The sequence below is a fragment of the Microbacterium sp. UBA1612 genome (genome assembly GCF_002321605.1).
GTDB classification, from domain to species: Bacteria; Actinomycetota; Actinomycetes; order Actinomycetales; family Microbacteriaceae; genus Microbacterium; species Microbacterium luteum.
Genome location: NZ_DCMW01000022.1, coordinates 1 through 25,708, shown reverse-complemented (window position 1 = coordinate 25,708; position 25,708 = coordinate 1). Strand labels below are relative to the sequence as shown.

The following is a 25,708-nucleotide window of genomic DNA, read 5'->3' as shown; positions in this document are numbered from 1 at the left end:
CCATGACCCGCAACGCACTCGCGACCACGCTCGACGGATACGAGGTCTGGTTCGTCACCGGCAGCCAGAACCTCTACGGCGACGAGACCCTGCGCCAGGTCGCCGAGCAGTCGCAGGCGGTCGTCGCGGGCCTGTCCGGCCTGCCCGTGACCGTCGTGTGGAAGCCGGTGCTGAAAGACGCCGACAGCATCCGCCGTCTCGCCCTCGAGGTGAACGCCCGCGACGACGTGATCGGCGTGATGGCGTGGATGCACACCTTCAGTCCGGCGAAGATGTGGATCGCCGGCCTCGACGCCCTCCAGAAGCCGCTGCTGCACCTGCACACGCAGGCGAACGTCGAGCTGCCGTGGGCAGACATCGACTTCGACTTCATGAACCTCAACCAGGCCGCGCACGGCGACCGCGAGTTCGGCTACATCCAGACCCGCCTGGGCGTCGCGCGCAAGACCGTCGTCGGTCACGTCTCGAATCCCGACGTGCTGCAGCAGGTCGAGGACTGGCAGCGCGCGTGCGCCGGGTGGGCGGCATCCCGCACCCTCAAGCTCGCCCGCTTCGGCGACAACATGCGCTACGTCGCGGTGACCGAAGGCGACAAGACCGAAGCCGAGCTGCGGTTCGGCGTGCAGGTCAACACGTGGGGCGTGAACGACCTCGCCCGTGCCGTAACGCAGGCTGAGCCGCACGCCATCGACGCCCTGGTGCAGGAATACGCCGACCTCTACGACGTGCAGCCTGAGTTGCTGCCGGGTGGCGCGCGCCACGCGGCGCTGCGAGACGGCGCCGCCATCGAGATCGGCCTGCGCTCGTTCCTCGAAGAGGGCGGATTCGGCGCGTTCACGACGAGCTTCGAAGACCTCGGGGCCCTCACCCAGCTGCCGGGACTCGCCGTCCAGCGCCTCATGGCCGACGGCTACGGGTTCGGCGCAGAGGGCGATTGGAAGACCGCCGTGCTCGTGCGCATCGCGAACGTCATGGGTGCGGGGCTCCCCGGCGGGGCTTCCCTCATGGAGGACTACACGTACGACCTCGTGCCGGGTGATGAGAAGATCCTCGGCGCCCACATGCTCGAGGTGTCGCCGTCGCTGTCGACGCAGCGTCCGCGCCTCGAGGTGCATCCGCTCGGGATCGGCGGCAAGGACGACCCGGTGCGGCTCGTCTTCACCGCGGACCCCGGTCCCGCCCTGGTGGTGGCGATGAGCGACATGCGCGACCGGTTCCGCCTCGTGGCGAACGTGGTCGAGAACGTCGACGCGCCCGATCTGCCGAAGCTCCCGGTCGGACGCGCGGTGTGGAAGCCGGCGCCGGACTTCGCGACGTCGGCGGCCTGCTGGCTCGCGGCCGGCGCGGCGCACCATACTGTGATGACGACCGCCGTCAGCCTCGACGTGTTCCGCGACTTCGCGGAGATCGCGCGCACCGAGCTCGCCGTCATCGACGAGCAGACCACGGTGCGCGGCTTCCAGCAGGAGCTGCGGTGGAACCAGGCGTACTACCGACTCGCACAGGGACTCTAGAACCATGGCACGAACCCCCGCGTCCGGCATCCAGCACACCATCCGGGCGGGTGAGTACGAGGCCGTCATCGCGAGCGTCGGCGCGACCCTGCGCTCGCTGACCTTCGCGGGCCGAGACCTGGTCGTGCCGTTCGGTGCCGACGAAGTGCGCCCGGCGCATCGCGGCGCGACCTTGGCGCCGTGGCCGAACCGCGTCGTCGACGGTGCGTACTCGTTCGGCGGCCGGGAATTCCAGCTCGCCCTGACCGAGCCGGCACGCGCACACGCGTTGCACGGGCTGGCCACGTGGCTCGACTTCGACGCCGTCGACGCGGGCGCCGATCACGTCGTGCTCGAGGCGGTCATCCCGCCGCAGACGGCCTATCCGTGGCGTCTGCTGGTGCGCGCGTCGTTCGCCCTCGGGGCGGATGGGCTGACCCAGTCGGTCACGGTGCACAACGAATCGGATGCGCCGGCACCGTGGGGAACGGGCCCGCACCCCTATCTCGTGGCGGGTGAGGGCCGGGTCGATCAGTGGACTCTGACGCTGCCCGCCGACCAGGTGCTGGCCGTCACGCCGGAGCGGCTCATCCCCACGACCCTCCGCCCCGTCGACGCCGACGATCCGGCGCGGTTCGACTTCCGCGCGGCACGGCGCATCGGCGCCGTCGAGATCGATCACGCCTACACGGACCTCGTGCGCGACGGCGACGGTCACGCGACCGTGACGCTGACCGCAGAGGACGGCTCGGGCGTGCTCATGCAGTGGGATGCGTCATGTCCGTGGGTGCAGGTTCACACGGCCGATCGGCCCGACCCCGACGAGAGCAGGCTCGGGCTCGCGGTCGAGCCGATGACGTGTGCGCCCGATGCCTACAATGCCGGCAGCTACGACTACGACGCGGGACTCATCGTGATCGAGCCGGGGCAGGAGTCGACGGCATCGTGGCGGATCGCGGCGATCGCCTGACCGCTGCGTTCGCCTGACCGCTGCGTTCGCCTGACCGCTGCGTTCGATCGTCAGTGGTGGTCGTGCGTCGCCGGCTGATAGCCGCCCGGAGTATCGGCGAGGCGTGTCGCCTCGACGGATGACAGCGCGGGGGTGACGAGGGCCGACACCACGATGGCCCCCGCGACGAGGCCGATGACGGCGCCACCCGTGCTCCCGCTCGGGCGCCGGCCGGTGCGCCGCAGGGCGCGGGCGCTCGAGGCGGCGACCACGATGATGAGCGCGACGGCGGCGGCGGCGGCGAACGCGCTCGTGTGCGCCGCGTCGACGATCAGGGCGCCGGCGATCGCCAGGATGGCGCCGATCGATGCGGCGATCGTGACGCGAGGAAGCGGCAGGACGCCACGCGCGAGGACGACGGCGCCCCACACCATCGCCGCCGCGCCGAGAGGGAGCAGGGCGACGCCGATGGCTCGCGATGCGAGCGACGAGTCGTCGGCCGTGATCGCGCCCGCCGCGAGGGCGAGTTGGATGAGGCCGGCGCCCCACGCCGCGATCGCGGGAACCGTGACGGTCCACGCGATCGCGGGGGTGCGCCGACGAGCGTCGTGCGAGCTCGACATCTGTCCGGCTCAGGCGAGGCGGCCGCGAGCAGACGTGCTCCGGTCCGCGGCAAGGCCGACGCCGAGCAGCACGATGGCGCTCGCCAGGTGCAGGAAGTGGTCGAACGTGTTGAGGGCGAGGATGTTCGCCGCGGTTCCCACCAGGAAGAACCCGACGACGCCGAGCAGGAGGTAGACAGCTCCCACGGCGATGTTGATGCCCTTGGCCGCGGCCACGGACGACAGGCCGCCGATGAGGAGAACGGCTCCCACCGCGACGTGGACGATGTTGTGCAGCGGGTTCACCTCGAAGATGCCGAGGAGCAGCCCACCCTCGGTCGCGATGAATCCGACGCCGCCGGTGACGAGGAAACCGAGCAGACCTACGACGATGTAGACCGCGCCGATGATCGAGGCGACGAGGCGGTTCGGTGACGATGACATGTGTAACCTCCTGAATCTGTGCAACGGGGTGTCGCACAGGTGATTCGCAGTATCGGCATTTTCGGATTGCCCGCGGGTGCCGATGTCCGCGGAAACTCCCGGGTCCGCTGCGTCGCGCGGGCCCGGAGCGAGCGGGTCAGCTGTCGCCGCGCATCTTCTCGTTGGCCTCGTTCTTCGCCTTCACCGAGTCGCGCTCTGCTTCGGCCTTCTTGACGTCGGATTCCGCGCGCATCTCGTCGAGCTTGTCGTCGATGCGGTCCCGGGTGTCTTCCCACGCTTCGCCGGCCTTGCGACCGGCGGTCTCCGCGGCATCCTTCGCGTCATCCATGAATCCCATGAGTCACTCCTCTTCTCGAAAGGCAACCGGGTCCCTGTCTGGGCCCGGTTGAGACGCTATTGCGCGCGTGCGGGCTTGGGGATGGGCTTGCGCGGGCTTCGGGCGACGGGTATCGCACACGGCGCATGCCAGATCCGGCTCAGGTGCGGACGATACGATCTCGTGTGGACGGGAGGTGTGCGGATGGGGCGCAACGCAGACGCGATCGCGGAAGGTGTCTCGATCGCCGACGCCGCGGCACGGCTCGCGGTGCGCAACCGCATCCTCGTCGACACGATCGCGCGCAACGAGCCCTTCGATCCCGAACGGGTCGCCCCTTTCGCCAGGGAGACGCTTCTGGCGCTCGCCGCCGAGCAGGAGGCCGCGGCCGACCTCACCCGCAAGCAGCGCAAGAAGGCGTGGGGGAAGTACTCCGATCCCGACGGCACGCACGACTACCGCGATCGGGACACCCGCAACCTTCGACGTCGACAGCGGCAGTACACCGGCGTCGCGAAGGTGCTGCGCGAGCGGGCCGACGACGCCGAGGCCGTCGCTGAACTCGTCGCCGGTGCACGCCAGGCCGCCTGGGGCGACGTCGAGTCGAATCTGCAGCGGCGGCTGGTCGTCGAGGGAGCACGTCCCGACCTCGAACCCGACTACGGGCAGATGCGGGCCGCACGCATGCAGGCTCTGCGTCTCGTCGATCTGCCGCGCCTGGCAGCCCACCGCCGTCGTATCGGCGACGTCACGGTCGGAGCGGTGGACGAACCGGAAGACGTCGCCGCCGCCATCGATTCGCCACCGACCGAATCGTGAGGTAGTCTGAACCTCGGCCTTCGCGCCGTTTCGCGCGGAGGTCCTGCGCCTCTAGCTCAATGGATAGAGCATCTGACTACGGATCAGAAGGTTGGGGGTTCGAGTCCCTCGAGGCGCGCACTGTGTTGAGACAGTGAGGAATCCCTCGCCCATCGGGCGGGGGATTTTCGCGTTTCCGGCGGCGGTCGGCCCGTATGGCACGCGGGCGCGATGGCGTCCCGAGGTCGGCGCTGCCGGCTGATCCCGACCCTTTCGGCATTCTTGTCGTCCCGTTCGCCCAGGGCGATCGAAAGATCTGGCACTCGCAGGAGGAGAGTGCTAATCTGGGCTTACTTGAGTCAATGTGACTCAACTTGGACAAGACACTGTCGGATGGCCGCATCCGACCCGCTACGAAGGAGCAGAAATGGGAACCTACGACCCGTTCCGTGAGCTGGACCGCATGGCGTCGAGCCTCCTCGACGCGCGACGTGGACCCCGCCGCATGCCGATGGACCTCTATCGCGATGGCGACCACTACGTCCTGAACGCCGACCTCCCCGGCATCGACCCGGGCTCGGTCGACATCGACGTCGACGGCCAGCTGCTGACGATTCGCGCCGAGCGGACCCTCGCGTCGGGCGACGGCGTCAAGTGGATCACCCGGGAGCGCGAGGCGGCGAGCTTCGTTCGGCAGCTGAACCTCGGACAGGGCATCGACACTGAACGCATCTCGGCGAGCTACGGCAACGGCGTGCTGTCGGTGACGATCCCGGTCAGCGAGAAGGCGAAGCCGCGCAAGATCGAGGTCGCGACCGAGGCCCAGCACTCGGTGCTGCAGGCGCATGAGTCCCACTCCGCGGCATCCGCGGACGGACCGACGCCCGTCGAACAGTAGACCTCCCTCCGGCGACAGCCCCGACTCCACGAGCCGGGGCTGTCGCTCTGTCTCGGCGCGGAGCAGGCCGTGGGGCGTAGCCTGGAGCGATGAGCGCCTATGTCTCGGCGTTCGAGCTGTTCTCCATCGGAGTAGGACCCTCGAGCTCCCACACCGTCGGCCCGATGCGCGCCGGGCGTGACTTCGCCGTCCGCCTGCGCGAGAGCAAGCTTCTCGACCGGGTCACGGGTGTGACGTGCGCGCTCTACGGGTCCCTCGGGGCGACAGGAATCGGCCACGGCACTCCGGATGCGGTGGTCGCCGGGCTTTCCGGGCTCGATCCCGAGACGGCCGATCCGGGAGCGATCCGCGGGGCCTGGTCGAACCTGGCGGACGGGGACCGGATGCTCCTCGGCGGCATGAGACCGGTGCCCTTCGCCAAGGCGGACGTGAGCTTCGAACCTCGGACGCGCCTCCCGGAGCATCCGAACGCGATGACGCTCGTCGCGCGCGACGACGAGGGCGGCGTGCTGGCTGAGGAGACCTACTACTCCGTGGGCGGCGGTTTCATCCGGCGCGACGGCGAGGCTCCGAGGATCGAAGCGACTCCGTCACCGATCCGCTTCGATTCGGCGGAGGAGCTCCTCGCGATCTGCGACGAGCGCCACCTGACGATCGCCGAGGCTGCGCGCATGAACGAGACGGCGCTGCGCTCGGAGGCCGAGGTCGCGGCCGGCCTCGATCGCATCTGGGATGCGATGGCCGACTGTGTGACGGCGGGTCTGCACGCCGACGGGGTGCTGCCGGGCATGCTGAAGGTGAAGCGGCGCGCGAGCGTGATCCGAGCACAGCTCGAGGACACCACTGCGGCCGGTGGTCGCGAGTTGCCGGGAGAGTGGCTCGGCGCGTTCGCCCTGGCCGTGAACGAGGAGAACGCCGCCGGAGGCCGGGTCGTCACCGCGCCGACGAACGGTGCGGCCGGAATCCTGCCGGCGGTCGCGATGTACTGGTGGCGTTTCCTGGCCGACTCGGGACTCGGCGCCGGAAACGCCGTCACGCCCCACGGGGAACTGGTCGGCAGTGCCCTCTTGGGGTTCGGCACCGCGGGCGATGTCGCCGACGCGGGGGACGACGACGCCGTCGCGGAGGCGAACCGCCGCCGTGGCATCCGGCGCTTCCTTCTCACGGCGACCGCTCTCGGGTCGCTCTTCAAGGCGAACGCGTCGATCTCGGGCGCCGAAGGCGGCTGTCAGGCCGAGGTCGGGTCGGCGTGCGCGATGGCGGCCGGCGGACTGACGGCGGTGATGGGCGGCACGAACCGCCAGATCGAGAACGCCGCGGAGATCGCGATGGAACACCACCTCGGCCTGACGTGCGATCCCGTCGGTGGGCTCGTGCAGATCCCCTGCATCGAGCGCAACGCGATTGCCGCGTCCACCGCCGTCACCGCGGCGCGGCTGGCGCTGCGCGGGGACGGTTCGCACTTCGTGTCGCTCGATGCGGTCGTCGAGACGATGCGTCAGACCGGCATCGACATGTCGCACAAGTACAAGGAGACCAGCGAGGGCGGTCTCGCGGTGAACGTCATCGAGTGCTGACCCGCCGGATGCCGCATCCGTCGGTTCACCTGTCACGGGATGCCATACCCTCCGGTTCACCTGTCACCGCATGTCGCATCCGCTCCGGAAACCAGCATCGAATGACAACCGAAAACCACGACCGCGCGAGGTCACGCGGACGGATCGCATGCCCAGCCGCGCTGTGCGAGATGGTGGCGGATGCGGGTCACGGCGGGGCTGACACTCGGGGCGAGGTGGATCGCTGAGAACCGCAGCACGGTCCATCCCAGATCCTGATATCGCCCGTACTTCTCGATGTCGCGATTCCACTGGCGGCGGTCGGTGCGATGGTGGTCGCCCTCGCACTCGATCAGGAGGCCGAAGGTCGGATAGGCGAACTCCGTGCACCCGACGAGGTGTCCGCGATCGTCTCGCACATCGTGATCGAGGATCGGATCGGGGAGCCCCGCGCGCCACAGCCCGAGGCGAAGCGCCGTCTCGGTGGGGCTCGCCACCCCTTCGCGCACGAGCGGCAGTGCCTGGCGGAGTGCGGATGCGCCGATCCGGCGACCGGCTTCGATCGAGGCCTCGAGCTGAGCGAACGTCGCGAGAGCGGTCTCCGGTCCGGTGCGATGCCCATCCTCGGTGCGAGGTCTATGCAGGAGTGCATCTCCGGCGGCGACGAGGTCGTCGAGCGAAAGGATGCCGCCGAGCTGCGCCCAGGTCGCCGCGGGCGACGCGATGCGCATCCCGTCGCGGATCCGGACCGAGACGAGGTGAGCCGCCAGCTGGTGACCGCGGACCCCTGCCGCGCGCGGCGCACGGTGCGGCGCGGCGACGGAGACGTCGAGGGCGTCCGGCTCGAGAGCGCCGCTCGGAAGGGGCAGCCCCCACAGCGCGGCCGCCGTGCCATGACTGAAGAACGCGTGGTCCGCCATCACCGTGTTGTAGGCGGCCGCCCTCCTCGCCGTGTCCTGCCGTCTTCGTCGCGCGGCGTCAGCGCCGGGCGTCGCGGTCTCCGACGCGATGTCGACGGCGCCGGTCGCACGCATTCGAGCGCCGATGAACGGCATCTCCAGGTCCCGTCCGCGCAGGCGTCGTGCGCTCACGCCCATCCGGCGGGCCTCTGCGACGGAGAAGGCGACGCCCAGCCGCGGATCGATCGGTTCCGGTCGCCGTGGCATGCACCCGACTATCGCGTTACCGCGCGCGCCGCACCCGCCACTTCCCGGCATCCGGGGATGGATGCTGTCTCCTCCCGCCCTGTGGAGGAGCGGTGCGCCCCCCCCGATTCATATGGCGCAGGATGTCGCATCCCGCCATTCACCGGTCGCGGGATGTCGCATCCGGGGCCGAAACCGACGATGAGTGGCAACCGAACACTCTCGAGCGACATCGAGGGGCAACCGAACACTCCTGGAGGGCAGCGGTCAGGCGCGAGCTCGCAGCTTGGCGGTGATGTCGCGGAGGCGCGCGAGTTCGTCGTCGTCGAGGCACGACATCCGGTCCGCGATGGAGCGGGCGTGCTGCGAGGCGACGCGACGGAAGGTGGTCGCACCGCGCTCCGTCGCGCGCACGAGCGAGCCGCGACCGTCGTCGGGGTCGGGGCATTTCGAGATCAGGCCGCGCTGCACCATCCGGTCGACCAGGCGCGACACGCTCGGCTGGCTGATGAGCATGTTGGCGGTGATGTCACGCAGGCGTGCGGTCATCTCGGGCCCGCGCGTGACCGTCAGCAGCACGTCGTATTCGCCCTGGCCGAGCTCGTCGTCGTGGAAGTCGGCGCTGATCTCGTCGAGGATCTCGTGCTGGGCGCGGAACAGGCTCTCCCACGCTTCCACGGCGAGACGGCGATCGGTCATGGAGAAAGAGTAGGCCGAATCGTGCCCCCTAGGCTGGAGACATGTCTGTCACGGGGGCGGTCCAGCATGTTCGCGCGCGTCTGAAGCGGAGCGGCGTCGCCGCCGTGGCGCTCGCGATCGCCTTCGTCGCCGTCGGTTCGGCCCCGGCAGCCGCCGCCGACGTCGACGACTTCTCGTTCGCGAGCATGCACGCCGACTACACCCTCGGCCTCGACGAGGACGGCCACAGCACCCTGCGCGTCGTGGAGACCTTCGTCGCCGAGTTCCCCGACTCCGACCAGAACCGTGGCATGCGGCGGATCATCCCCGACACCTACAACGGTCAGCCGCTCTTCCCGGAACTCCTGTCGGTCACCGATGCAGACGGGCAGGCGCGCGCCGTCGAGGTTGAGCAGGAGGACGGATCGTTCGTCATGACCTCCGCCGCCGACGACTACGTGCACGGCGAGCAGACCTACGTGTTCACGTACGAGCTCCAGAACGTCACGTGGCGCTTCCCCGACACCGGCGACGAGTTCTACTGGGACATCAACGGCCTCGACTGGCGTCAGCCGTTCGGAGACGTCTCGGTCACGCTCACCGTCGAACCCGAGCTCGCCGATTCCCTCGCGGGCGAACAGGCGTGCTATTTCGGTCGCGACGGCGTTGCCGACGCCTGCCCGATCAGCACGAACCAGGGCGAGGATGGAGCCGTCGTGATCGAGGCCGGCGGTGTTGCGCTGGACCGGTTCGAGACGGTGACCATTGCGGTCGGGTTCGAGGACGACACGTTCGTGCTCTTCGATACGAGCTACCTCGCCTCGCCGTGGGGGTGGGCACAGGGTCTGTCGGGGCTCGGGATGATCGGGGCTGTGGTCTTCGCGATCGTGCACCGTCGGCGTTCGCTCGCCGACGCGCCCGGTCGCCCGACGATCATCGCCGAGTTCACCCCGCCGCGGCAGGTGGATGCGCTCGAGTCGGCCGTGATGCTCGGGCGCACGACGAAGGCGATCCCCGCCGAGGTTCTCGAACAGGCGATCGTCGGGAGCATCCGGATCGTCGAGGGTGACAAGAAGTTCTTCGGCGGCACCAAGCTCAAGGCCCAGCTGCTGGACCGCAGCCGGGCTGACGGCGACGGGCGCATGCTTCTTGACGGACTGTTCGGGTCGTCTGGGGCACCCGGGGCGGAGTACGAGTTCGGCTCGCAGGACCGGCGCTTCTCGACGGCGGCGCAGAAGATCATCAAGGCCGCGAATCGAGAGCTGACAGGCACCGGCCTGCGTCGCCCGGTCCCTGGGCGTGCGCGTGTGCTGCCGATCCTCGTCTCGCTCGGCGTCATGGCCCTCACGGTGGTGCTCGGCGTCGTGGCGATCTCGTCGGGGGTGGATGCGGGCATCCCGCTGTTGGTGATGTTCGCCTCGATCGCGCTGGCGGTGCTGACGATGGTCCTGGTCGCACGCAAGCCGCTGAGCGCGGAGGGCGCCGAGGTGCGGGACCACCTCAAGGGCCTTGAGATGTTCATCGAGTGGGCCGAAGCCGACCGCATCCGCATGCTTCAGTCGCCCGCGGGCGCGGAGCGGGTGTCGGTCGATCCCGGTGACCGGGTGCAGATGATCCGCCTGTACGAGAAGCTGCTTCCGTACGCGGTCGTCTTCGGTCAGGAGAAGGCGTGGGCGCAGCAGCTCGCCGTCATGTACGGTGCGGGTGTCGCGCCGTACTGGTACTACGGCACCGCCGGGTTCGACTCCTCGTCGTTCTCCAGCGGCATCGCGTCGCTGTCGACGGCGGCCGCATCGTCGTCGTCGACGTCGGGCGGCTCCAGCGGCGGCGGTTCAGCCGGTGGCGGTGGCGGTGGCGGCGGTGGCGGCGGGGTGTGAATCACGGCCGCGGTTCTCGTCGCACTGTGGCGGCGAGAGTGAGGGCCGGTCGGAGAGGCTTCCGACCGGCCCTTTCCTTTTGCACCAAGAGCAATCACATGCCGGTGATCGCCACAGCAAAACGATCACCGTGCGAGCATTCTATAACGAAAAGGTAACGCTGCGGAAGCCCCGTTCGGCGTGTCGTCTCAGGCGGGCGAGCTCAGGCGCGGGATGAGGGTCGGCGTGCGCTTCTTGTAGGCCTCGTAGTCGTCCTCACCGCCCCAGGTGCGGTCGGCCTTCTGCTCGAGCAGCGGGATGCCGCTGACGCGGGTGAGGAGCAGGATCACGAACAGCGGAGAGATCAGCGCGACCCACTGCCATCCCGTGAGAACGGGCGCGGCGACGAGGAAGACACCCAGCCAGATCACGATCTCGCCGAAGTAGTTGGGGTGACGTGAGCGCGACCACAGTCCGCTGCGGATGAACCGCCCCTTGTTCGCGGGGTCGGCTTTGAAGGCGGTCTTCTGAGCATCGGCGGCGATCTCGACGACCATGCCGAGCACCCACACGGCGATTCCCACCACGGCCAGCCAGCCGATCGGAGCGCGGGTCTCACTGCTCATCGCGATCCATGCCGCCGAGGCCGTGAGCGAGACCCAGGCGCCCTGCAGCACCCACACCCGCAGGAAGCGCACCGGATTCGTCTTCAGGACGTCGAACCTGTCATCGCCACCGCTGCGGTGCACTCGCACGAACAGGAAGGCACCGAGGCGCACCGCCCACAGCACGATCATCGCGGCGAGCACCCACCCACGCGCATCCGCGACCGGCGCGAGCAGCAGCACGGCCACCGAGACGCCGATGAACGTCAGGCTGCCGGTGATGTCGAAGAACTTCTCCGTGCGGCCCAGCTGCGACGGGATCCACACGATCACCTGCACGGCGAACGCGGCTGCGACGGCGAGGGCGAACAGCGGGATGCCGGCGACGAGCGCGGTGCCCTGGCTGCCTGCCCAGGCCACCAGGCCACCGAGGGCGAGGGCGACGACGATCGCGACGAGCGACGCGCGTGTGGCGGAAGTCATGGGGGTCCTCTCGAGGGGTCAGCGGTAGAGGTCGTCGACGGCGTTGCCGCTGCGCTCCAGCAGGGCGCGTCGCTTGATCTTCATGGTCGGAGTGACCAGGCGGGTGTCGTCGAGGTCGGTGAAGACGAGGGCGAATCGGCGCACGCCCTCGCTGTGCGACACGCGGGCATTGGCGGCGTCGACGCTGCGCTGCAGGTGGGCGATCAGGCGAGGTTCGGAGATCGGCGTGACCCCTTCGCCGGAAACGGCGTCGAGGCGGATTCCCTGCGCGTCCGCCCACGCCTCGGTCGCGGCGCGGTCGAGCACGAGCAGCGCCGACAGGTACGAGCGGCCTTCGCCCACCATGACCGCGTGCGCGACGAGCGGATCAGCCTCGACGCGCGTCTCCCACGGCTGCGGCACGACCGTCTTCCCGTTGCTGGTGACGATGACGTCCTTCAGGCGTCCCTCGAGCACCACGCGGCCGTCGTCGTCGAGACGGCCGAGGTCGCCGGTGCGGAAGAAGCCGTCGACGAATGCTTCGGCGGTGTGCGCCGGGTCGCGATAGCCCGAGAAGATGCCGACCCCGCGAGCGAGGATCTCGCCGTGCTCGCTGATGCGAACAGTCGAGCCGGGGAGCGGGTAGCCGACGGTTCCCGAGCGGATGTCGTCGGGCAGGTTCCCGGTCAGGGGAGCGGTCGTCTCGGTGAGACCGTAGCCCTCGATGACGGGCACGCCGATACCGCGGAACAGGCGCGAGAGATCGGGATCGAGCGCGCCGCCACCGGAGAGGATGTAGTCGAGGCGGCCGCCCATCCGGGCCCGCAGCCGTCGGAAGAACAGGGCGTCGAAGACGGCCCGACGCGCGCGGAGCACCGCGTCGGGGCGGGTGCCCGCCTCGAGGTCATCGGCCCACGAGACGGCGGCGCGCACCGCGGCGCGCCACAGTGCCCCCAGGCGCGCCCCGTCGGCCTTCTCCGCCGCGGCGTTCCGGATGCGCTCGAGCACTCGCGGCACGACCACGAGGAAGGTGGGGCGCAGCACACCGAGGCTGTCGACGACCTCGGTCGGGTCGGAGACGTGGGCGATGCGCATCCCGCCGGCGAGGCAGATCAGCTGCAGTCCGCGTGCCAGCACGTGAGCGAGCGGCAGGAAGATGACGGTGTTCCCGTCCGCGCGAACCACCTCGCGGTACGCGGCGGCGACGTTGCGCACCTGGCCGACGAAGTTGCGGTGGGTGAGGATCGCGCCCTTGGGCTCCCCAGTCGTGCCGGACGTGTAGACGATCGTCGCCGGTGAATCCAGGTCGGCCTGGGTGCGGCGCAGCTCGAGCAGGTCGTCCGCGACATCGGCGCCGCCGGCAGCGAGCGCGATGAGGTCGTTGGTGCCGGGATCCATCGTCCAGACGCCGAGGTCCTCCGACCCGACGGCGTCGAACGCTGCCCAGAGGACCGATGCCTGGCGCTCGCCGCCGCCGATCGCGAGGGTGACCTGCGCGTCGGCGATGATGGCCTCGACCTGTTCGGGGGACGACGTGTCGTAGACGGGCACGACCACGGCACCGGCGAACCATGCCGCGAGGTCGGCGACGGCCCATTCGTATCGCGTCGGAGCCATGATCGCGACGCTGTCCTCGGCCTCGACGCCGGCGTGGATGAGGCCCTTGGCCAGTGCGGTCACCTCGCCGAGGTACTCCGCCGTGGTCACCTGGCGCCAGGGGGCGTCGGGATCCCCGGTGGCGACGTCGAACGCCGCGTGGTCGGGGTCGGCGGCGGCGCGGCGCACCAAGAGGTCGGTGACGTTGCGGTGATCGTCGATGTCGACGAGCGGCGCGGTGGAGTGCTCCTTCATGGTGGTCTCCTGGGTCGAGGCGGCGGGCGTAGGGGAGGACCCGCTCTGAGGAGAGTTCGGAGCGCAGGGTCGTTCGGATGGGCGGATCGCGCCGGGCGGCGAGCGATTCGTCCTGTCGGGCGAGGGAACAGGTCGTGTGAAGCCTCAGCGTAGGCGGCTCGACCGATTCCGCCGTGCGCTTTCCCTTCGCGTCGCTCGACCGCTAAAATCCGATGCCGCCCGCGGGATGCGACGCGGCGGCGACCGAGAACGTCGAGGTGTCGTCACCGGTCTCGCCGTCGACGGCCAGCTCGGCGAGGATGCGGCCGATCGTGGGGGTGAACTTGAAGGCGTGCCCTGCACCGAGCCCGACGAGGATGTCGGGATGCTCGGGCAGGGGACCGATCACGAAGTTGCGGTCGGGAGTGATGGCGTACTGGCACGTGACCGTGCGCAGGGGCTCTCCGCTGGCGGGGATCGTCGCACCCATGAACTCCGTCAGCTGCGCGAGGAGTTCGGGTGAGGGCACGAAGGTGCGCTCTTCGGGTGTCATGAGGTTGTCGGAGCGATCCCGGGCGGCCTTGATCGTCGGCTCGCCATAGGTCGGGAAGCCGTAGAAGCAGTTGGTGTCCTCCCAGATCCAGACGGGGAAGCGGTCGCGGTCGAAGGGTGCGGCATCATCCGGCTTGAAGTACGTCACCTGCTCTTGCATGGTGATGAGCGGTATCGCGGCGCCGAGGGGCTCGAGGAGAGTGTTTGTCCATGCATCCGCCGTGACGACGACCTTGTCGGCGAGCACGTCGCCTTTCGTCGTGCGTACGATCACGCCGTCGCCGGTCGGGTCGAGCGCGAGCACCGGTGTGCGGTCGCGGATGTCGGCCCCGCCGACCCGGGCATGCATCTGCAGGGCCGCGACGGATCGCGCCGCGTGGACGATGCCGGAGTCGGGCGTCCAGATCGTCTCGACACCGTCGGGCAAGCGGAATTGCGGCCACCTCTCGTGCACCTCCGCGGGCGTGAGGAGTTCGTAGGGGATGCCGACCTCGGTCAGGCTGTCGGCGAAGTGGGATGCCGCGAAGGGCCCGTCGGAGGGGATGAAGACGAGTCCGCCCGTGATGACGGTGAGCTGCTCACCCGTCGTCGCCTCGAGTTCCGCCCAGTCCCGATACGACGACCGTGCCAGGCGCACGTACTCGGGTGAGCCGTACGAGGTGCGGATGATGCGGGAGGTGTCGTGCGAGGCGCCGCGCACGTGCCCGAGCTCGAACTGCTCGAACGCGATGGTCTTCACGCCTCGGCGGGCGAGGTGGTAGGCGGTTGCGCTCCCGAGCGCTCCCATGCCGACGACGGCGACGTCGAACTTCTCCATTTGGCTCTCGTTTCTTGGGGTCAAGCGGGCGGTGGGCGCCACGATCAGCCCTGGTGAGAGGGCGGTTCGGCGGGGTTCCGAGCGAGTGTGGCCATTATGTGAAGTGCGTCTCGCGGCTGTGTTACAGTGCTCGCCACGTGCAAACCGTCGGTGGGAGGTTTGCTGTTCTTGCGTCGGGAGGCGGGATGACCGCTCGAGTCGCCGCAGGTCTGCGGGCTCTGCAGGCGGTCGCGGGTCGTACGGATCCGACCCTTTCCGTGGCTGCCGGCGAGATCGCACGGACGATCGCCATGCCGTTGAGCACCGTGTCGCGACTGTGCGCGGAACTGGTCGGGCTGGGTCTGCTCGCCCGCGGCGACGCATACGGCTCCTACCGGGTCGGCGAGGTCGCCCTGGCGCTGTCCGGGCGCGCGTCGTCACCGTACGCCCGGGTCTGCCGCACCGTGCTGACCCGCATCGCCTACCGCACGGGCGAGACGGCGGTCTTGGCGGCACCCACGCCCGAGGGCATGAGGGTGGTCGGGGCCGTCGTTTCGCCCTGGACGCTGCACTCGCCCGCCGAGGTCGGTGAGCTCGTCGTGGACCGCCCGAGTGCGATCGCACGAGCGGGATCTGCGGAGGAGACGACGTCGGGCGGCGGACGTGTCGTCGAGACGACGGTCGGCAAGTCCGTCGAGATCGCCGTGCCGATCCTGGCGCCGGGAGGCGACGCGCTCGCCGTTGTCGCCGTTCGCCTGCCGATGAACCGGGCGAGGCAGGGCATCGCGGTCGCGCGCAAGGCGGTTCTCGCTGCGCGACGCGAGGTGGAACGGGTCGTCGACGCGCGAGGTCAGACTGCATCGCCGTCGGTGCCGGCGGCGATGAGTTCCCCACCGGCATCCCCGCCCGCACCCGCCCTCGCGGCGACGCTCGACATGCTGTGGGCGCTGTCGTCGGGCCCACGGCCGCTCGCGGAGCTGGCCAGGGCGGCGGGGATCCGTCGAGATCGCGCCGTACGTCTGCTGGAGACCTGCCGACGCAGCGGGGTGGTCCGCATCGAGGAGGGTGAGGGGCTGGTGAGCCTCGAGTGGTCGATCCATGGGTGGCAGCGGGCTGCGCTGGCTTCGAGGCTCGTCACCCAAGGAACGCCGGTCGTCGCACGCACGGCTGATCGCGCGGGCGTGTGCGCCTTCATCACGGTGCTGCGGGGAATGCGGTCGGTCACCCTTGTGGAGGAGTTGCGTCACATCGGCCCCGGCCTGGAGATGACGCCGTGGCTCGGGCGGCCGTGCCCCATCCTCAGCTCCGATGGCGGGCCGGCGCTGATGCTTGCGTTCGACGACGACGACATCGGCGCGTTTCTTCCGGCACGGGCGGATGCGCGGGAGTCGGCCGAGTTCTTCCGTCGCGTCCACCTGCTCGGCAAAGACGGCGTGATGGCGCGGGAATCCTTCGAGGAGGCGGGTCAGACCGCGTTCACCGCGCCGATCCGGGATTCCAGCGGAGCGGTCGTCGCGGCAGCGTGCCTCGTGGGGGCGTCGGATGAGATGCGTCCCCGCGTCGCGGAGTTGTCGGACGCGGTGCACACGATGGCCGCGGAGGTATCGATCCTCGTGGGCTTCGGCGCGGAGTATCCCGGGGGAGCCGTGCCGACACGGTGAAGGGCCGGTCGGAGAGGCTTCCGACCGGCCCTTGTCCCTTGCACCAAGAGTGTCCTGCAATCACATGCCGGTGATCGCCACAGCAAAACGATCACCGTGCTCACACTCTATAACGGAAAGGTAACGAGGGGAAGGGTTTTTCGAGACCTTTTTGTGATTTTCCTCGCAGGTGTCGTGTCTCACTCCAGTTGTCAGATTCTCACCGACCTGTCGAGTCGTCTCATTCCAGTTGTCGGATTCTCACTCCAGTTGTCGGGAGAGCGGCGCGCCGCGTAGCGCTGCTCCGAGCCGGGAGTAGCTTGCGGTTCAAGCCGGGAGGTTCCAAAGGAGCGCTCTGATCGGGTGCGGGATTCTCCGGAAGGGAGAGCTCTCCGTGACGTTGACCCAAGACTGGCTCGCCGCGATCGACGGGACGAACGCACTCGCGGCCACGATCGAGTTTTCCAGACACGGCCTCCTCCAGCACGCAGACCCCGTCGACGCGGCGCGCGTGATGTTCGAGGATGCGGATCCGGTTCGCGAGTTCCCGTCGTGGCCGGGCAAGCGCAACTTCGAGGGCAAGCTATGGATGGCCTCGACGGGCCGGCACGTTCCGTTCGAGTCGTTCTGGGAGCGCTCGTTCCTGACCTCGCTGGACCGGACGGGGGATGTCGTCGGGGTGGCGAGCCAGCCGATGTGGATCCGCTGGCGGTCACCGAAGCGCTCCCACGCGCCCGACTATTTCGTGCGCCGCTCCGATGGGAGCGCGCTGCTCGTCGACGTGAGGCCGGTCGAACTGATCAAGCCCGAGGACAGCATGAAGTTCGAACTCACTCGTCGCCTTGCTGCCGCACTGGGATGGTCCTATCTCGTCTTCGATCAGCTTCCCGGCGCCACCCAGGCGAACCTGCGCTTCCTGCTTCGGTACCGCGAGCCTGCGTGGCTGGAGGGCGTCGACATCGCCGCGCTCGGGCTCACCGGTCGGATGAGTCTGGGCTCGCTCGCGGCGGCCCTCGGTGGCGTTGCTCGCTCAGGTGTCGGCGCCGCGTATGCACTCGTGTGGAGCGGGGTGGCGCAGGCGGATCTACACCGTCCCCTGTCGATGACGACCGTCGTCGACGTCGGAGCGGCATCATGACCATTCACCCGGGCGACATCATCCGGTGGCAGGGCGGAAGCCACCAGGTCGTCGCGATCCGACCCACCTATCTGACCTTGCGCGCCGTCGACGGCGACGGAGACGACGTGGAGGTTCTCGCCGCCGATCTGCGACATGAGGCGGAACCTGCCGCACCGGCATCGCTCCGCTCCCTGCTGGACTTGCGCAGCCTGCAAGACCTCGACGCGCGTGACCGCAAGATCGTCGACGTGTGGCTAGAGGAACTCGCCCGGTTCGACAAGCTCGTGGCGGCAGGCGTGACCAAGCCCGCGGCGCGACAGCAAGTTATCGACAGCGTCAACCGTCGTCTCGGAACCGACTACAGCCCGGTCAAGGTCTCGCGTCAGCAACGCGCGCTCGAAGAGTTCGGGGTCAGCGGCCTTCTCGATCGACGTCGCCACGGCCTGGCCGACATGCCCGGGCGCTCCTACGACGAGCGCCTCATCGACGCGATCCTGACCGTCCAGGCCGGCCAGGAGCGGAAATCCACGGGCACCGGGACGCGACTGATCTGGCTCGTCCGCAGAGAGCTGGACGACCGCTTCGGCGAGAGCGTCGTGCCGATGCCGAGCCGCGCAACGATGTACCGGCTCCTGAGTGAGCTCGATGCGGGCAAGCACACGCTGGGGACTGCCCGTGCCCGTCGCACGACGGCTAACCAACCGGATCACATGCACGGGGTCCGGTCGGGGGTGCGACCCGGTGAGCAGGTACTGATCGACACGACGCCGATGGAGATCCTCGTCGAATGCGACGGTGAACCCGTCCGCCCCGATCTCACTCTGCTGTTGTGCGAGGCATCCCGGTCGGTGCTCTCCGGCATCGTTACCGTTGGCTCCCGCAGCATCGATCTGGTGGTGGTCCTCGCCCGCGCTCTCGTGCCGTACGTGTCGCGCCCCGACGGGGTGCGCGCGAACCGGCGTCAGGTCTCGGAGGCATGGACCGGCACAGACGGACTCGTGGCGGAACGGTTCGAGGCAATGCGCGACGCGCAACCGTACATCTTCCCGGAGTCGATCACGACCGACCGTGGCGCGTCGTACGTGTCCCGGCACTTCTCGGACGCGTGCCGGACGTTGGGGATCTCACTCACCGTCAACGCCGAGTACTCGCCAACGCAGAAGGCGAAGATCGAGCGGATGTTCCGCACCGTCAAGGATCGGTTCACCCAGTACGCGATCGCGTTCCTCGGGCAGAGCACCGAGATGCGCGGCGACGAGATCATTGCGACGAGCCAGCTACTCACCCTCGAGCAACTGCAGGAGCTGTTCGAAGACTGGGTTGCAGTGACCTGGCAGAACCGACCCCATAAGGCGCTGCGCGACCCACGCAATCCTCGGCTGATGCTGACGCCGAACCAGATGGTCGCCGCCTACCGGGAGATCGCGCCAGAGTTGCAAGTGCCGCTCACGGCCGAGAAGTACATCGCGCTGCTCCCCACCGAGTGGCGTGTAATCAACCACTACGGCGTCGACATCGACCTGCGCGTCTACGACTCCACAGAACTCGGCCCGCTGCGAAAGAAGCGGTCCCCGCACCATCGGCAGCAAGGCAAGTGGCCGTTCCACGTCGACCCCTACAACCCGATGACGGTATGGCTGGAACTTGGCGACCAGTTCCTCCCGCTGGACTGGCGATCCCCGTACAGCGGTGCTCCGATGGCCGACGAAGTGTGGCGGGTCGCCCGCGCTCAGGCTGTCGCACGCGGCGAGAGCGAGCCGAGCACCGACGACCTCAACGAGATGATGCGCCGGTTCATGTACAAAGGCAACGTCCCTCCGACGAAGCGGCAGAAGAAGCGTTCCGTAAGCGCACGGACGGACCCGCTGGCGATCACCCACCAACTCCCACACATCGCCCCCGGAGGTCCACCGCGCGGCGAGCTAACGGCTGCAGACGACGACGGCGACAAGGAACCCAATGCGGTCGCATCGAAGCCTGCGTGGCCGGTCGCCGCACCGTTCGGGATGACCCGGTCGCCGGATGAGGCGTGAGCGCGATGTTCGATGACCTGCTGGGCGACTTCGACTTCGACGCCCCGTCGACCGACTTCGACTACGCGACCAAGGAAGGGTGGCGCGAGTTCGTCGAGTTCGTGGCACAGCGGCCACTCTCGATAAGCCTGGCCGAGTACGACGCTATGGACTCCTCGGAGCGTGCGCTATTCAACATCGCCCGTGAACGGTACATGACCCTCGGCGCCCGGGTCGCGACGCCATCGCTGCGGCAGGTCGCGGTCGCGATCCGCCACGCGATGACCGACAACCGCTCCCCGGACGCCAGTAAGGCCGGGGTGATCATCTCCGGCCGGCCGGGTCTCGGGAAGACCACCGCGGTCCAGGAGTTCGGGCGCGCATTCGAGCGAGCCCGAAGGCAACGCGCCGGCAGCACGCGGCGCAACCTGATCCCCGTCGCCTACGTGCCCGTACCCACGCACGCGACAGCGAAGACGATGATCACCAAGCTCGCCGATTTCTACGCCATCCCCTACTCCCGCAACGCGAACTACGAGATCCTCCTCAGCCGCGTCAGCCACGTCATGCGCGAATGCCGCACCGAGCTGGTGATCATCGACGACATACACCGGCTCGACCTGCACTACCGCGGCAACGAGCAAGTCGCCGACGCGCTCAAAGAACTGTCCGAACGGTGCCCCGGCACCATGGTCTACGCCGGTGTCGACGTCGCCCGCAACGGCCTGTTCTGGGGCTCGCGGGGTGAGCAGATCATGGCCAGGTTCGAGCTGGTCAAGTTCGATACCTACGGGACCGGAGAGACAGCTGATGCCGCGGTCTGGGGGCGCATCCTCGTCGACCTCGAAGACTCACTGTGCTTGATTTCGCAAACTGACGCGGAGATCCTCACCGTCGCTGCTGAACTCCGCGACCTATCCCGCGGCTCCATCGGCCGCGTCGCCCGAGCCGTCCGCCGCGGAGCGCGCCGCGCCATCGAACAGCACACTGAACGCCTCGACCTCGACGACGTACTCGCGTCGCTGGCGAAAATCCGTGAGTCGGAAGGCTGGATCGAGGAAGAAGAGAACCGGCCATCACCACGGCCCAAACGAGGCCGTCCCGCGCGAGCGAAATGATGAGGAAGCTCCCCGTGCTCATCGAACCCTTCACGGGAGAAACCGTCAGCAGCGTCTACCGCAGACTTACCACCCGCAACGCCGTGCCGGCCGGGGAACTGTGGACGACCCTCCGTCACGAGCGCCCGCGGCTGCCTCTGCGCACGACACCAGAACTCGTGCCGCGACTGGTCGAACAACTCGCCGACCTCCCTCCCGGGTACTTCGACGGTAGCCGCTCTGACCGCCTGTTCGTCCGCTGCATTCACGCCGACTGGCGACACAACAACTGCCCGATGTGCGCGCCCCTGCCGTCTGCCGTCACGAAATGCAGGCGATGCACCGGCGGTGAACCCGTCGAGGTGCGCACCCGGATCGGAGCGGTGTGTGCGCGACACCGCAGGTGGCACTACGCGGGAGCGGACCGCGACCTCGCGCGAAGCGCCGACTTCTTTCGCGCCGAGCGATGCCTCACCGGCACGCTCTGGGAACGCGGCATCGGTCCCGACACCGGCGAACTGGAACTCGCCACGACCCTCATCCGCGCCACTGAGCTCGGACAGGAGGACGAATCTCATCGAACGGCGCTTGCGCGCCACTATCCCGAAGCGGTGCGTCTCGTCGCACTGACAACAGAGCCGTGGGCGGAGCGATTCCTCGCGAACACGAACGTCGGCCCCATTCAGGTCGCCGCGCTCGTCGAAGCAGCGGTGAACGCGGTCACCGTGGGCGCGTCGCACGACGTCGACGCCGTCCGCGCTTCCTTTCACGCCGAAGGCCGCGAAGCGGTCATCGGCCTTGACCGACCCGTGCGGCTTCGGCACGGGCGGTCCCCGGGCCTCGATGAACTCGGTAAGAGAATCCTGACGTTCGCCCCGCGGGTCCGAGCCACACTCCTGCGTCACACCAACGCCCGCAAGCCTCCCACACGGCGACCGCGCCTCTCATCGAGGCATGCACAGGTGTGAACACCCAGCTCCGCACGCTACCGATTCGACTCGAACCCATCGAGGGCGAGACCGTCGACGGGTTCACGAAGCGGCTCGCCCAAGCTCACCAGTGCGAGGAACGCGATGTCCGCCGAATAGTCCTGGACCGGCTCGGCCTCACCTGGTGGCCAGCAGCAGATCAGCGTGTCGCCGATCTCCTGGAGCAACTCGCGGGCCTACCGCCCGGCGCACTTCGCCCCGACTTCGAGAAGCACGGCATGTGGGTCAGATGCGGCCACCGCAGCTGGCGACCAGAGAAGTGCTGTCGGTGCGCCCGGCTTGCCGAACCTCGCGCCGCGTGCTCGGAGTGTTCCGGCGGGCTGGCCACCACGACGATCGCCCGCGGCGGCGCGCTCTGCCTCGCCCATCATCAGTGGGTGTTCCGCGCGTTCCGTGCCGACGTAGCGGGGCTGCCCGACTATGAGAGTGCGGAACTGCTGCTGCGATCACAGCTCTGGACGCGCGGCGTTGCGCTCCACACCGGCGAACTGAACCTCGCCGCAGCATTCGTTCACGCATGGCACGGAGGGTCAGAATCTCCATCTGCCATCGACGATCGCATGGCGAGATTCGGTATCCCGCACCTCGACTCCTACGAAGATGTGCTGCTGTGCGCCTACCCCGAGACCATCCGCGTGGCGTGCATGCTCACCACCCCGCGAACGATCACTCCCGTCTTGAACGTGACCGTCTCCGCGCTCACCCAGGCCGATCGTCTCTTGCCCCAGGTGGCGAACGCGATCGGCCATGAGCCCAACGACGCCCTCCGAGCATTCGCGGTCAGCGTCGTCGGGCATTCCCACCGGGCGATGATGTACATGTACGGACTCCGCAGCTCCCGCCAGGTGAAGCGCCAGCGCTGCCCCTTCAACCGCGCGCTCATGGTCGCCGCGCATCGACAGCGCGCTTGCATTCTTCGACACGCCAACTCGAGAGGCATTCCGGACATCGCCGGCAAGGTCGGCCAGGCCGCACCGCGCACCCGGGTGGTTCGAAACTGGTCGCTTGAGAACGATGAGCTCGCGCTCATGTAAGTGCTGGCGTCGTTGCCGTTTCGTAGTCCTCGGCGGGCATCGTGGTTGCGCGGACGGTCGAACGGTCCGTTCCGCTGTCGGGCGCTACTCTCTTGACGTGGGTTTCCTGAGTGATAGTCGATCGCGTCGCGCGATGGAAGAGTTCGCCCGGGAACTGTCTAGGCGGTCGAGTCAGCCAATATGGGGATGGATCAACTCCAAACCGGCGCCGTCGTTGACGATCGACCGAGGCGGCCCCGAGAGAGTCCTGGTCACGGTCCAGGACGACACTTTCGTCTTGTTCCTTGACGACGGCGCGGCGGGTTCCATTCCTGCGCGACAGACGCTGGGCCGAGTCGGGGAGGCCGTCGACGGGTTGCCTCCGCGATTCGTGAACACGCTCCGTGCACATAGCCGAGAGCTTCAGCGGCGCGGAGATCCAAGCTTCCGCAGGTTCGTTGAGTTCGACATGTTGGTCGCAGACGCCCTGGGCGATGTGGAGGGCGAGCGAGAAGCACTGCTCGTACTGGCGAAGGACGCCTACGACAGCCCGCCGGAGAACCCGACCACCCTCAACGGGCTGGTAGCACGGGCGGACGAGTTTGGCGCGCTTCGGCTAAAAGCACTACTTCGTGCGACGCAGGGTCGCTCGACGTTGGCTATCGCCAAACGGGGCGACGACAGTCGGTTCACATTCTCCGGCGCACGTTCGTACTTCGAACTGGCCCTTGAGATCGTAGACACGATTCCCGAGGGCTACGACTCGTTGAGGAACGCCATCCACAGCACTCTTCAAAGGGAGTTCCCGTAGCGAGAGATACAGTCGCCTCATGACGACGAGCCCCTACACCGCCCGACTGTTCGCAGGCAATGGCTCAACTGGTTCTCTGATCGAGATTCTGGTCGACCGAACCCCGGAAGGCATGCCGCACAACGAGGTTTCGCATGCTGGTCACATCTATGCGTTGGGAAGCGACCGCCCGGAACTTGATGTCCAGGAGTACTTCCTGAAGACGTGACCGGCAGCGTCATCGTGACGACCCGTAGCAAGTCTTGTGAGACAGATCACGCCTTAAGCCTCATCTACCGATAAGAAAAACCCAGGTCAGCGGTTCTCAATCCCGACAGCTCTCGTGAGATCCGACAGCAGGCGTCAGCGGCTGCCGCCCGCGCGCACTCGGTCGATGACCGCGTCGATGCGGGCTCGCTTCTCGTGCTGGTCGGCGACCAGTCCGTAGGGCGCGTCGGTCTCGGTGGTTCCCCACGGCACGAGCACGTCGAACTCGATCTCACGAACCCGTTGGAGGCTCGCCACGTAGTCGCTGCGAGATCGCGGGTCCAGCACGACGGCCTTCCATTCGGCATCCTCGATCCAGATGAAGTCGCCGGTGAACAGGAACCGGTGGGTGCCGTTGTCCCACAGGTACGAGGTGGTTCCCGCCGTATGCCCCGGAGTGGGAATCACTTCGAGGTCGTCGGCGATCATTTGGCGTTTGTCGAACGTGCCGGCGATTCGGATCGAGCGCGCAGTCTCGGCGCGGTCCTTCGTGTGCACCCACACGGGCACGTCGAGCGCAGGCTGGCGGTACATCGCCTCGTGGGCGTGGTTGATCAGCAGGCGCGCTGGTCGGCCGCGGTCGAGGATGGCCGCCGCCGCCTCGCTCACCCCGGGGGAGTTGTAGACGATCATGTTGCCCTGCGGACGCTCGAGAACGTACGAGCGGAGCAGCACATTCTGCTGGTAGGGGAGTCGCGAGGTCGGCCCGGAGAGCAGCCCCTCCATCGGCGTGTCCAGTGCATTCTTTCCGGCGAAGGTCATCGTGTCCTCTCTTTCGGTCTGTGAGCGTATCATGAAACGGAAGCGGAGATTCCGTTTCCGTTTTCTCCGGTAAGCTTGTGTCATGTCCGATCGGCCTTCTTCGTCGCGCCGGCAGCCGCGGGCCGACGCGACGCGCAATCGTCGTCGTATCCTCGATGCCGCGACGAGTGTGTTCGCCGAGAAAGGTCCCGCGGCCACGCTCAGCGATGTCGCCCGAACGGCCGGAGTAGGAATCGGAACGATCTACCGCAACTTCGACGACAAGGAATCGCTGCTGGACGCACTCTTCGACGACAAGATCGACACTGTCATCCGAGTCGCCGTCGAGGCCGCGGAAGTGCAAGACCCCGGCGTCGCGTTCCGCACCTATCTCTGGGGCATGATCGAGGCGCACTCGCTCGACCGGAGTCTTGCGACCGTCTTGTTCACGTCGAATCGCGTCGATCGCTTTCCTGCTCACCTGTCCGATCAGCTGGCCTCGACCGCCGACGGCCTGATCGCCGCGGCCATCGAAGCCGGCGAACTGCGTGCCGGTTTCACGCGGCAGGATACGACCGTGCTCGCGATCATGGTTCGGACGATCGTCGCCGCAACCGGCGAGACCGCTCCGGGCCTCTGGCGCCGCTACGCCGACATCGTGGTGGATGGCACCCGACCCACGAGCCACGCGGGCCCGCTGAGGCCTGCGCCTCTCGACTTCACCAGCACGGCCGAGGCCCTCGGGCGCACATTGTGACGGTGCGTTCCCGCACGTCGATGTCGCCGGCAAGACGGCTGAGGCCCACGCCCCGTTGTCTATCTACGCTTTCGACGTTGTCGGAGGCGGGTGGGTGAGGTGGTCGCCGGCCGCCAGCGTTGATCGGGGTCGATCCAGTACGGCGCCTTGATCTCGGGAACGCCATCTCGCATCCGGATCTGCCAGCCGCTCGTCTCCAGCGTGCGGTGGTGGTGCCAGCAGAGCGGAGGCTGTCGCATGAATCTGCATGGGTCCGGATGAGCCGGGGCGGCGGGGCTGGGTGGCCCCGTCGTTCAGGCGGT

The 25,708-nt window shown here is 68.2% G+C and carries 24 protein-coding genes and 1 tRNA gene; 16 read left to right on the top strand and 9 right to left on the bottom strand.

Annotated features, from left to right (window positions below):
- The first annotated feature begins 2 nt into the window (after positions 1-2).
- Entirely contained in the window at positions 3-1,514 is a 1,512-nt protein-coding gene (araA, locus tag B3S45_RS09475; protein ID WP_071043991.1) for an L-arabinose isomerase, read from the top strand.
- A 4-nt stretch (positions 1,515-1,518) separates the two neighbouring features.
- Complete coding sequence (locus tag B3S45_RS09470) at positions 1,519-2,463, top strand: aldose 1-epimerase family protein (protein ID WP_286720070.1); 945 nt, start codon at positions 1,519-1,521, stop codon at positions 2,461-2,463.
- Between the two features lie 50 nt (positions 2,464-2,513).
- Here B3S45_RS09470 and B3S45_RS09465 read toward each other — a convergent pair whose 3' ends face one another.
- The 3 genes from B3S45_RS09465 to B3S45_RS09455 form a co-directional block, all read right to left on the bottom strand.
- Entirely contained in the window at positions 2,514-3,065 is a 552-nt protein-coding gene (locus tag B3S45_RS09465; RefSeq protein WP_071043989.1) for a hypothetical protein, read from the bottom strand.
- A gap of 9 nt (positions 3,066-3,074) precedes the next feature.
- Positions 3,075-3,488: a DUF4383 domain-containing protein gene (locus tag B3S45_RS09460; RefSeq protein ID WP_286720068.1), complete on the bottom strand. Its 414-nt coding sequence runs from the start codon at positions 3,486-3,488 to the stop codon at positions 3,075-3,077.
- A gap of 136 nt (positions 3,489-3,624) precedes the next feature.
- Positions 3,625-3,825 carry a hypothetical protein gene (locus B3S45_RS09455; protein WP_071043987.1) on the bottom strand — a complete coding sequence of 67 codons (201 nt, stop codon included), beginning with the start codon at positions 3,823-3,825 and terminating at the stop codon, positions 3,625-3,627.
- Between the two features lie 183 nt (positions 3,826-4,008).
- Here B3S45_RS09455 and B3S45_RS09450 point away from each other — a divergent pair, with 183 nt between their 5' ends.
- The 4 genes from B3S45_RS09450 to B3S45_RS09435 all read left to right on the top strand — a co-directional run bounded on the left by B3S45_RS09450 (position 4,009) and on the right by B3S45_RS09435 (position 7,077).
- The gene (locus tag B3S45_RS09450; RefSeq protein WP_228480936.1) at positions 4,009-4,623 is read left to right on the top strand and encodes an asparagine synthase; all 615 of its coding nucleotides are present in this window, start codon (positions 4,009-4,011) and stop codon (positions 4,621-4,623) included.
- Positions 4,624-4,668: 45 nt separating this feature from the next.
- Positions 4,669-4,741: transfer RNA gene (locus B3S45_RS09445), tRNA-Arg, on the top strand.
- Positions 4,742-5,029: 288 nt separating this feature from the next.
- Positions 5,030-5,500 (top strand): Hsp20/alpha crystallin family protein, encoded by a 471-nt coding sequence (locus B3S45_RS09440; RefSeq protein ID WP_286720065.1) that lies wholly within the window; start codon positions 5,030-5,032, stop codon positions 5,498-5,500.
- An 89-nt stretch (positions 5,501-5,589) separates the two neighbouring features.
- A complete protein-coding gene (locus tag B3S45_RS09435) occupies positions 5,590-7,077 on the top strand; it encodes an L-serine ammonia-lyase, iron-sulfur-dependent, subunit alpha (protein WP_286720062.1) in 1,488 nt (495 codons plus the stop codon).
- Positions 7,078-7,208: 131 nt separating this feature from the next.
- On the opposite strand, the gene B3S45_RS09430 is transcribed toward B3S45_RS09435, so the two are convergent.
- A complete protein-coding gene (locus B3S45_RS09430) occupies positions 7,209-8,222 on the bottom strand; it encodes a hypothetical protein (protein WP_071043983.1) in 1,014 nt (337 codons plus the stop codon).
- Between the two features lie 246 nt (positions 8,223-8,468).
- Complete coding sequence (locus tag B3S45_RS09425) at positions 8,469-8,900, bottom strand: MarR family winged helix-turn-helix transcriptional regulator (RefSeq protein ID WP_071043982.1); 432 nt, start codon at positions 8,898-8,900, stop codon at positions 8,469-8,471.
- A gap of 41 nt (positions 8,901-8,941) precedes the next feature.
- Here B3S45_RS09425 and B3S45_RS09420 point away from each other — a divergent pair, with 41 nt between their 5' ends.
- Positions 8,942-10,756, top strand: a complete 1,815-nt coding sequence (locus B3S45_RS09420; protein ID WP_286720057.1) for a DUF2207 domain-containing protein — start codon at positions 8,942-8,944, stop codon at positions 10,754-10,756.
- A 188-nt stretch (positions 10,757-10,944) separates the two neighbouring features.
- On the opposite strand, the gene B3S45_RS09415 is transcribed toward B3S45_RS09420, so the two are convergent.
- From B3S45_RS09415 to solA, 3 genes are all read right to left on the bottom strand, one after another.
- A complete protein-coding gene (locus tag B3S45_RS09415; RefSeq protein ID WP_286720055.1) occupies positions 10,945-11,823 on the bottom strand; it encodes a DUF1295 domain-containing protein in 879 nt (292 codons plus the stop codon).
- 18 nt (positions 11,824-11,841) lie between these two features.
- The gene (locus B3S45_RS09410) at positions 11,842-13,653 is read right to left on the bottom strand and encodes an AMP-dependent synthetase/ligase (protein WP_286720053.1); all 1,812 of its coding nucleotides are present in this window, start codon (positions 13,651-13,653) and stop codon (positions 11,842-11,844) included.
- Between the two features lie 202 nt (positions 13,654-13,855).
- Entirely contained in the window at positions 13,856-15,001 is a 1,146-nt protein-coding gene (solA, locus tag B3S45_RS09405) for an N-methyl-L-tryptophan oxidase (protein ID WP_286720051.1), read from the bottom strand.
- 185 nt (positions 15,002-15,186) lie between these two features.
- On the opposite strand from solA, the gene B3S45_RS09400 reads away from it, so the two are divergent.
- The 8 genes from B3S45_RS09400 (at position 15,187) to B3S45_RS09365 (ending at position 23,870) form a co-directional block, all read left to right on the top strand.
- The gene (locus tag B3S45_RS09400; protein ID WP_286720049.1) at positions 15,187-16,641 is read left to right on the top strand and encodes a helix-turn-helix domain-containing protein; all 1,455 of its coding nucleotides are present in this window, start codon (positions 15,187-15,189) and stop codon (positions 16,639-16,641) included.
- A 373-nt stretch (positions 16,642-17,014) separates the two neighbouring features.
- Positions 17,015-17,758, top strand: a complete 744-nt coding sequence (locus B3S45_RS09395; RefSeq protein ID WP_286720046.1) for a TnsA-like heteromeric transposase endonuclease subunit — start codon at positions 17,015-17,017, stop codon at positions 17,756-17,758.
- Entirely contained in the window at positions 17,755-19,773 is a 2,019-nt protein-coding gene (locus B3S45_RS09390; protein WP_286720043.1) for a hypothetical protein, read from the top strand. The genes B3S45_RS09395 and B3S45_RS09390 overlap by 4 nt, the downstream gene beginning before the upstream one ends.
- Before the next feature lie 5 nt (positions 19,774-19,778).
- On the top strand, positions 19,779-20,870 hold the full coding sequence (locus tag B3S45_RS09385; RefSeq protein ID WP_286720040.1) for a TniB family NTP-binding protein: 1,092 nt from the start codon (positions 19,779-19,781) through the stop codon (positions 20,868-20,870).
- Between the two features lie 14 nt (positions 20,871-20,884).
- Entirely contained in the window at positions 20,885-21,817 is a 933-nt protein-coding gene (locus B3S45_RS09380; RefSeq protein WP_286720039.1) for a hypothetical protein, read from the top strand.
- Positions 21,814-22,872: a hypothetical protein gene (locus B3S45_RS09375; RefSeq protein WP_286720037.1), complete on the top strand. Its 1,059-nt coding sequence runs from the start codon at positions 21,814-21,816 to the stop codon at positions 22,870-22,872. Before B3S45_RS09380 ends, B3S45_RS09375 begins: the two co-directional genes overlap by 4 nt.
- Before the next feature lie 133 nt (positions 22,873-23,005).
- Positions 23,006-23,662: a hypothetical protein gene (locus B3S45_RS09370; protein ID WP_286720035.1), complete on the top strand. Its 657-nt coding sequence runs from the start codon at positions 23,006-23,008 to the stop codon at positions 23,660-23,662.
- Positions 23,663-23,681: 19 nt separating this feature from the next.
- Positions 23,682-23,870: a hypothetical protein gene (locus tag B3S45_RS09365; protein WP_286720033.1), complete on the top strand. Its 189-nt coding sequence runs from the start codon at positions 23,682-23,684 to the stop codon at positions 23,868-23,870.
- A 134-nt stretch (positions 23,871-24,004) separates the two neighbouring features.
- On the opposite strand, the gene B3S45_RS09360 is transcribed toward B3S45_RS09365, so the two are convergent.
- Positions 24,005-24,670, bottom strand: a complete 666-nt coding sequence (locus B3S45_RS09360) for an MBL fold metallo-hydrolase (protein ID WP_194384631.1) — start codon at positions 24,668-24,670, stop codon at positions 24,005-24,007.
- 82 nt (positions 24,671-24,752) lie between these two features.
- Between B3S45_RS09360 and B3S45_RS09355 the strand changes: the two genes are divergently transcribed.
- Positions 24,753-25,406, top strand: a complete 654-nt coding sequence (locus tag B3S45_RS09355; RefSeq protein WP_194384632.1) for a TetR/AcrR family transcriptional regulator — start codon at positions 24,753-24,755, stop codon at positions 25,404-25,406.
- Positions 25,407-25,708: the final 302 nt, after the last annotated feature.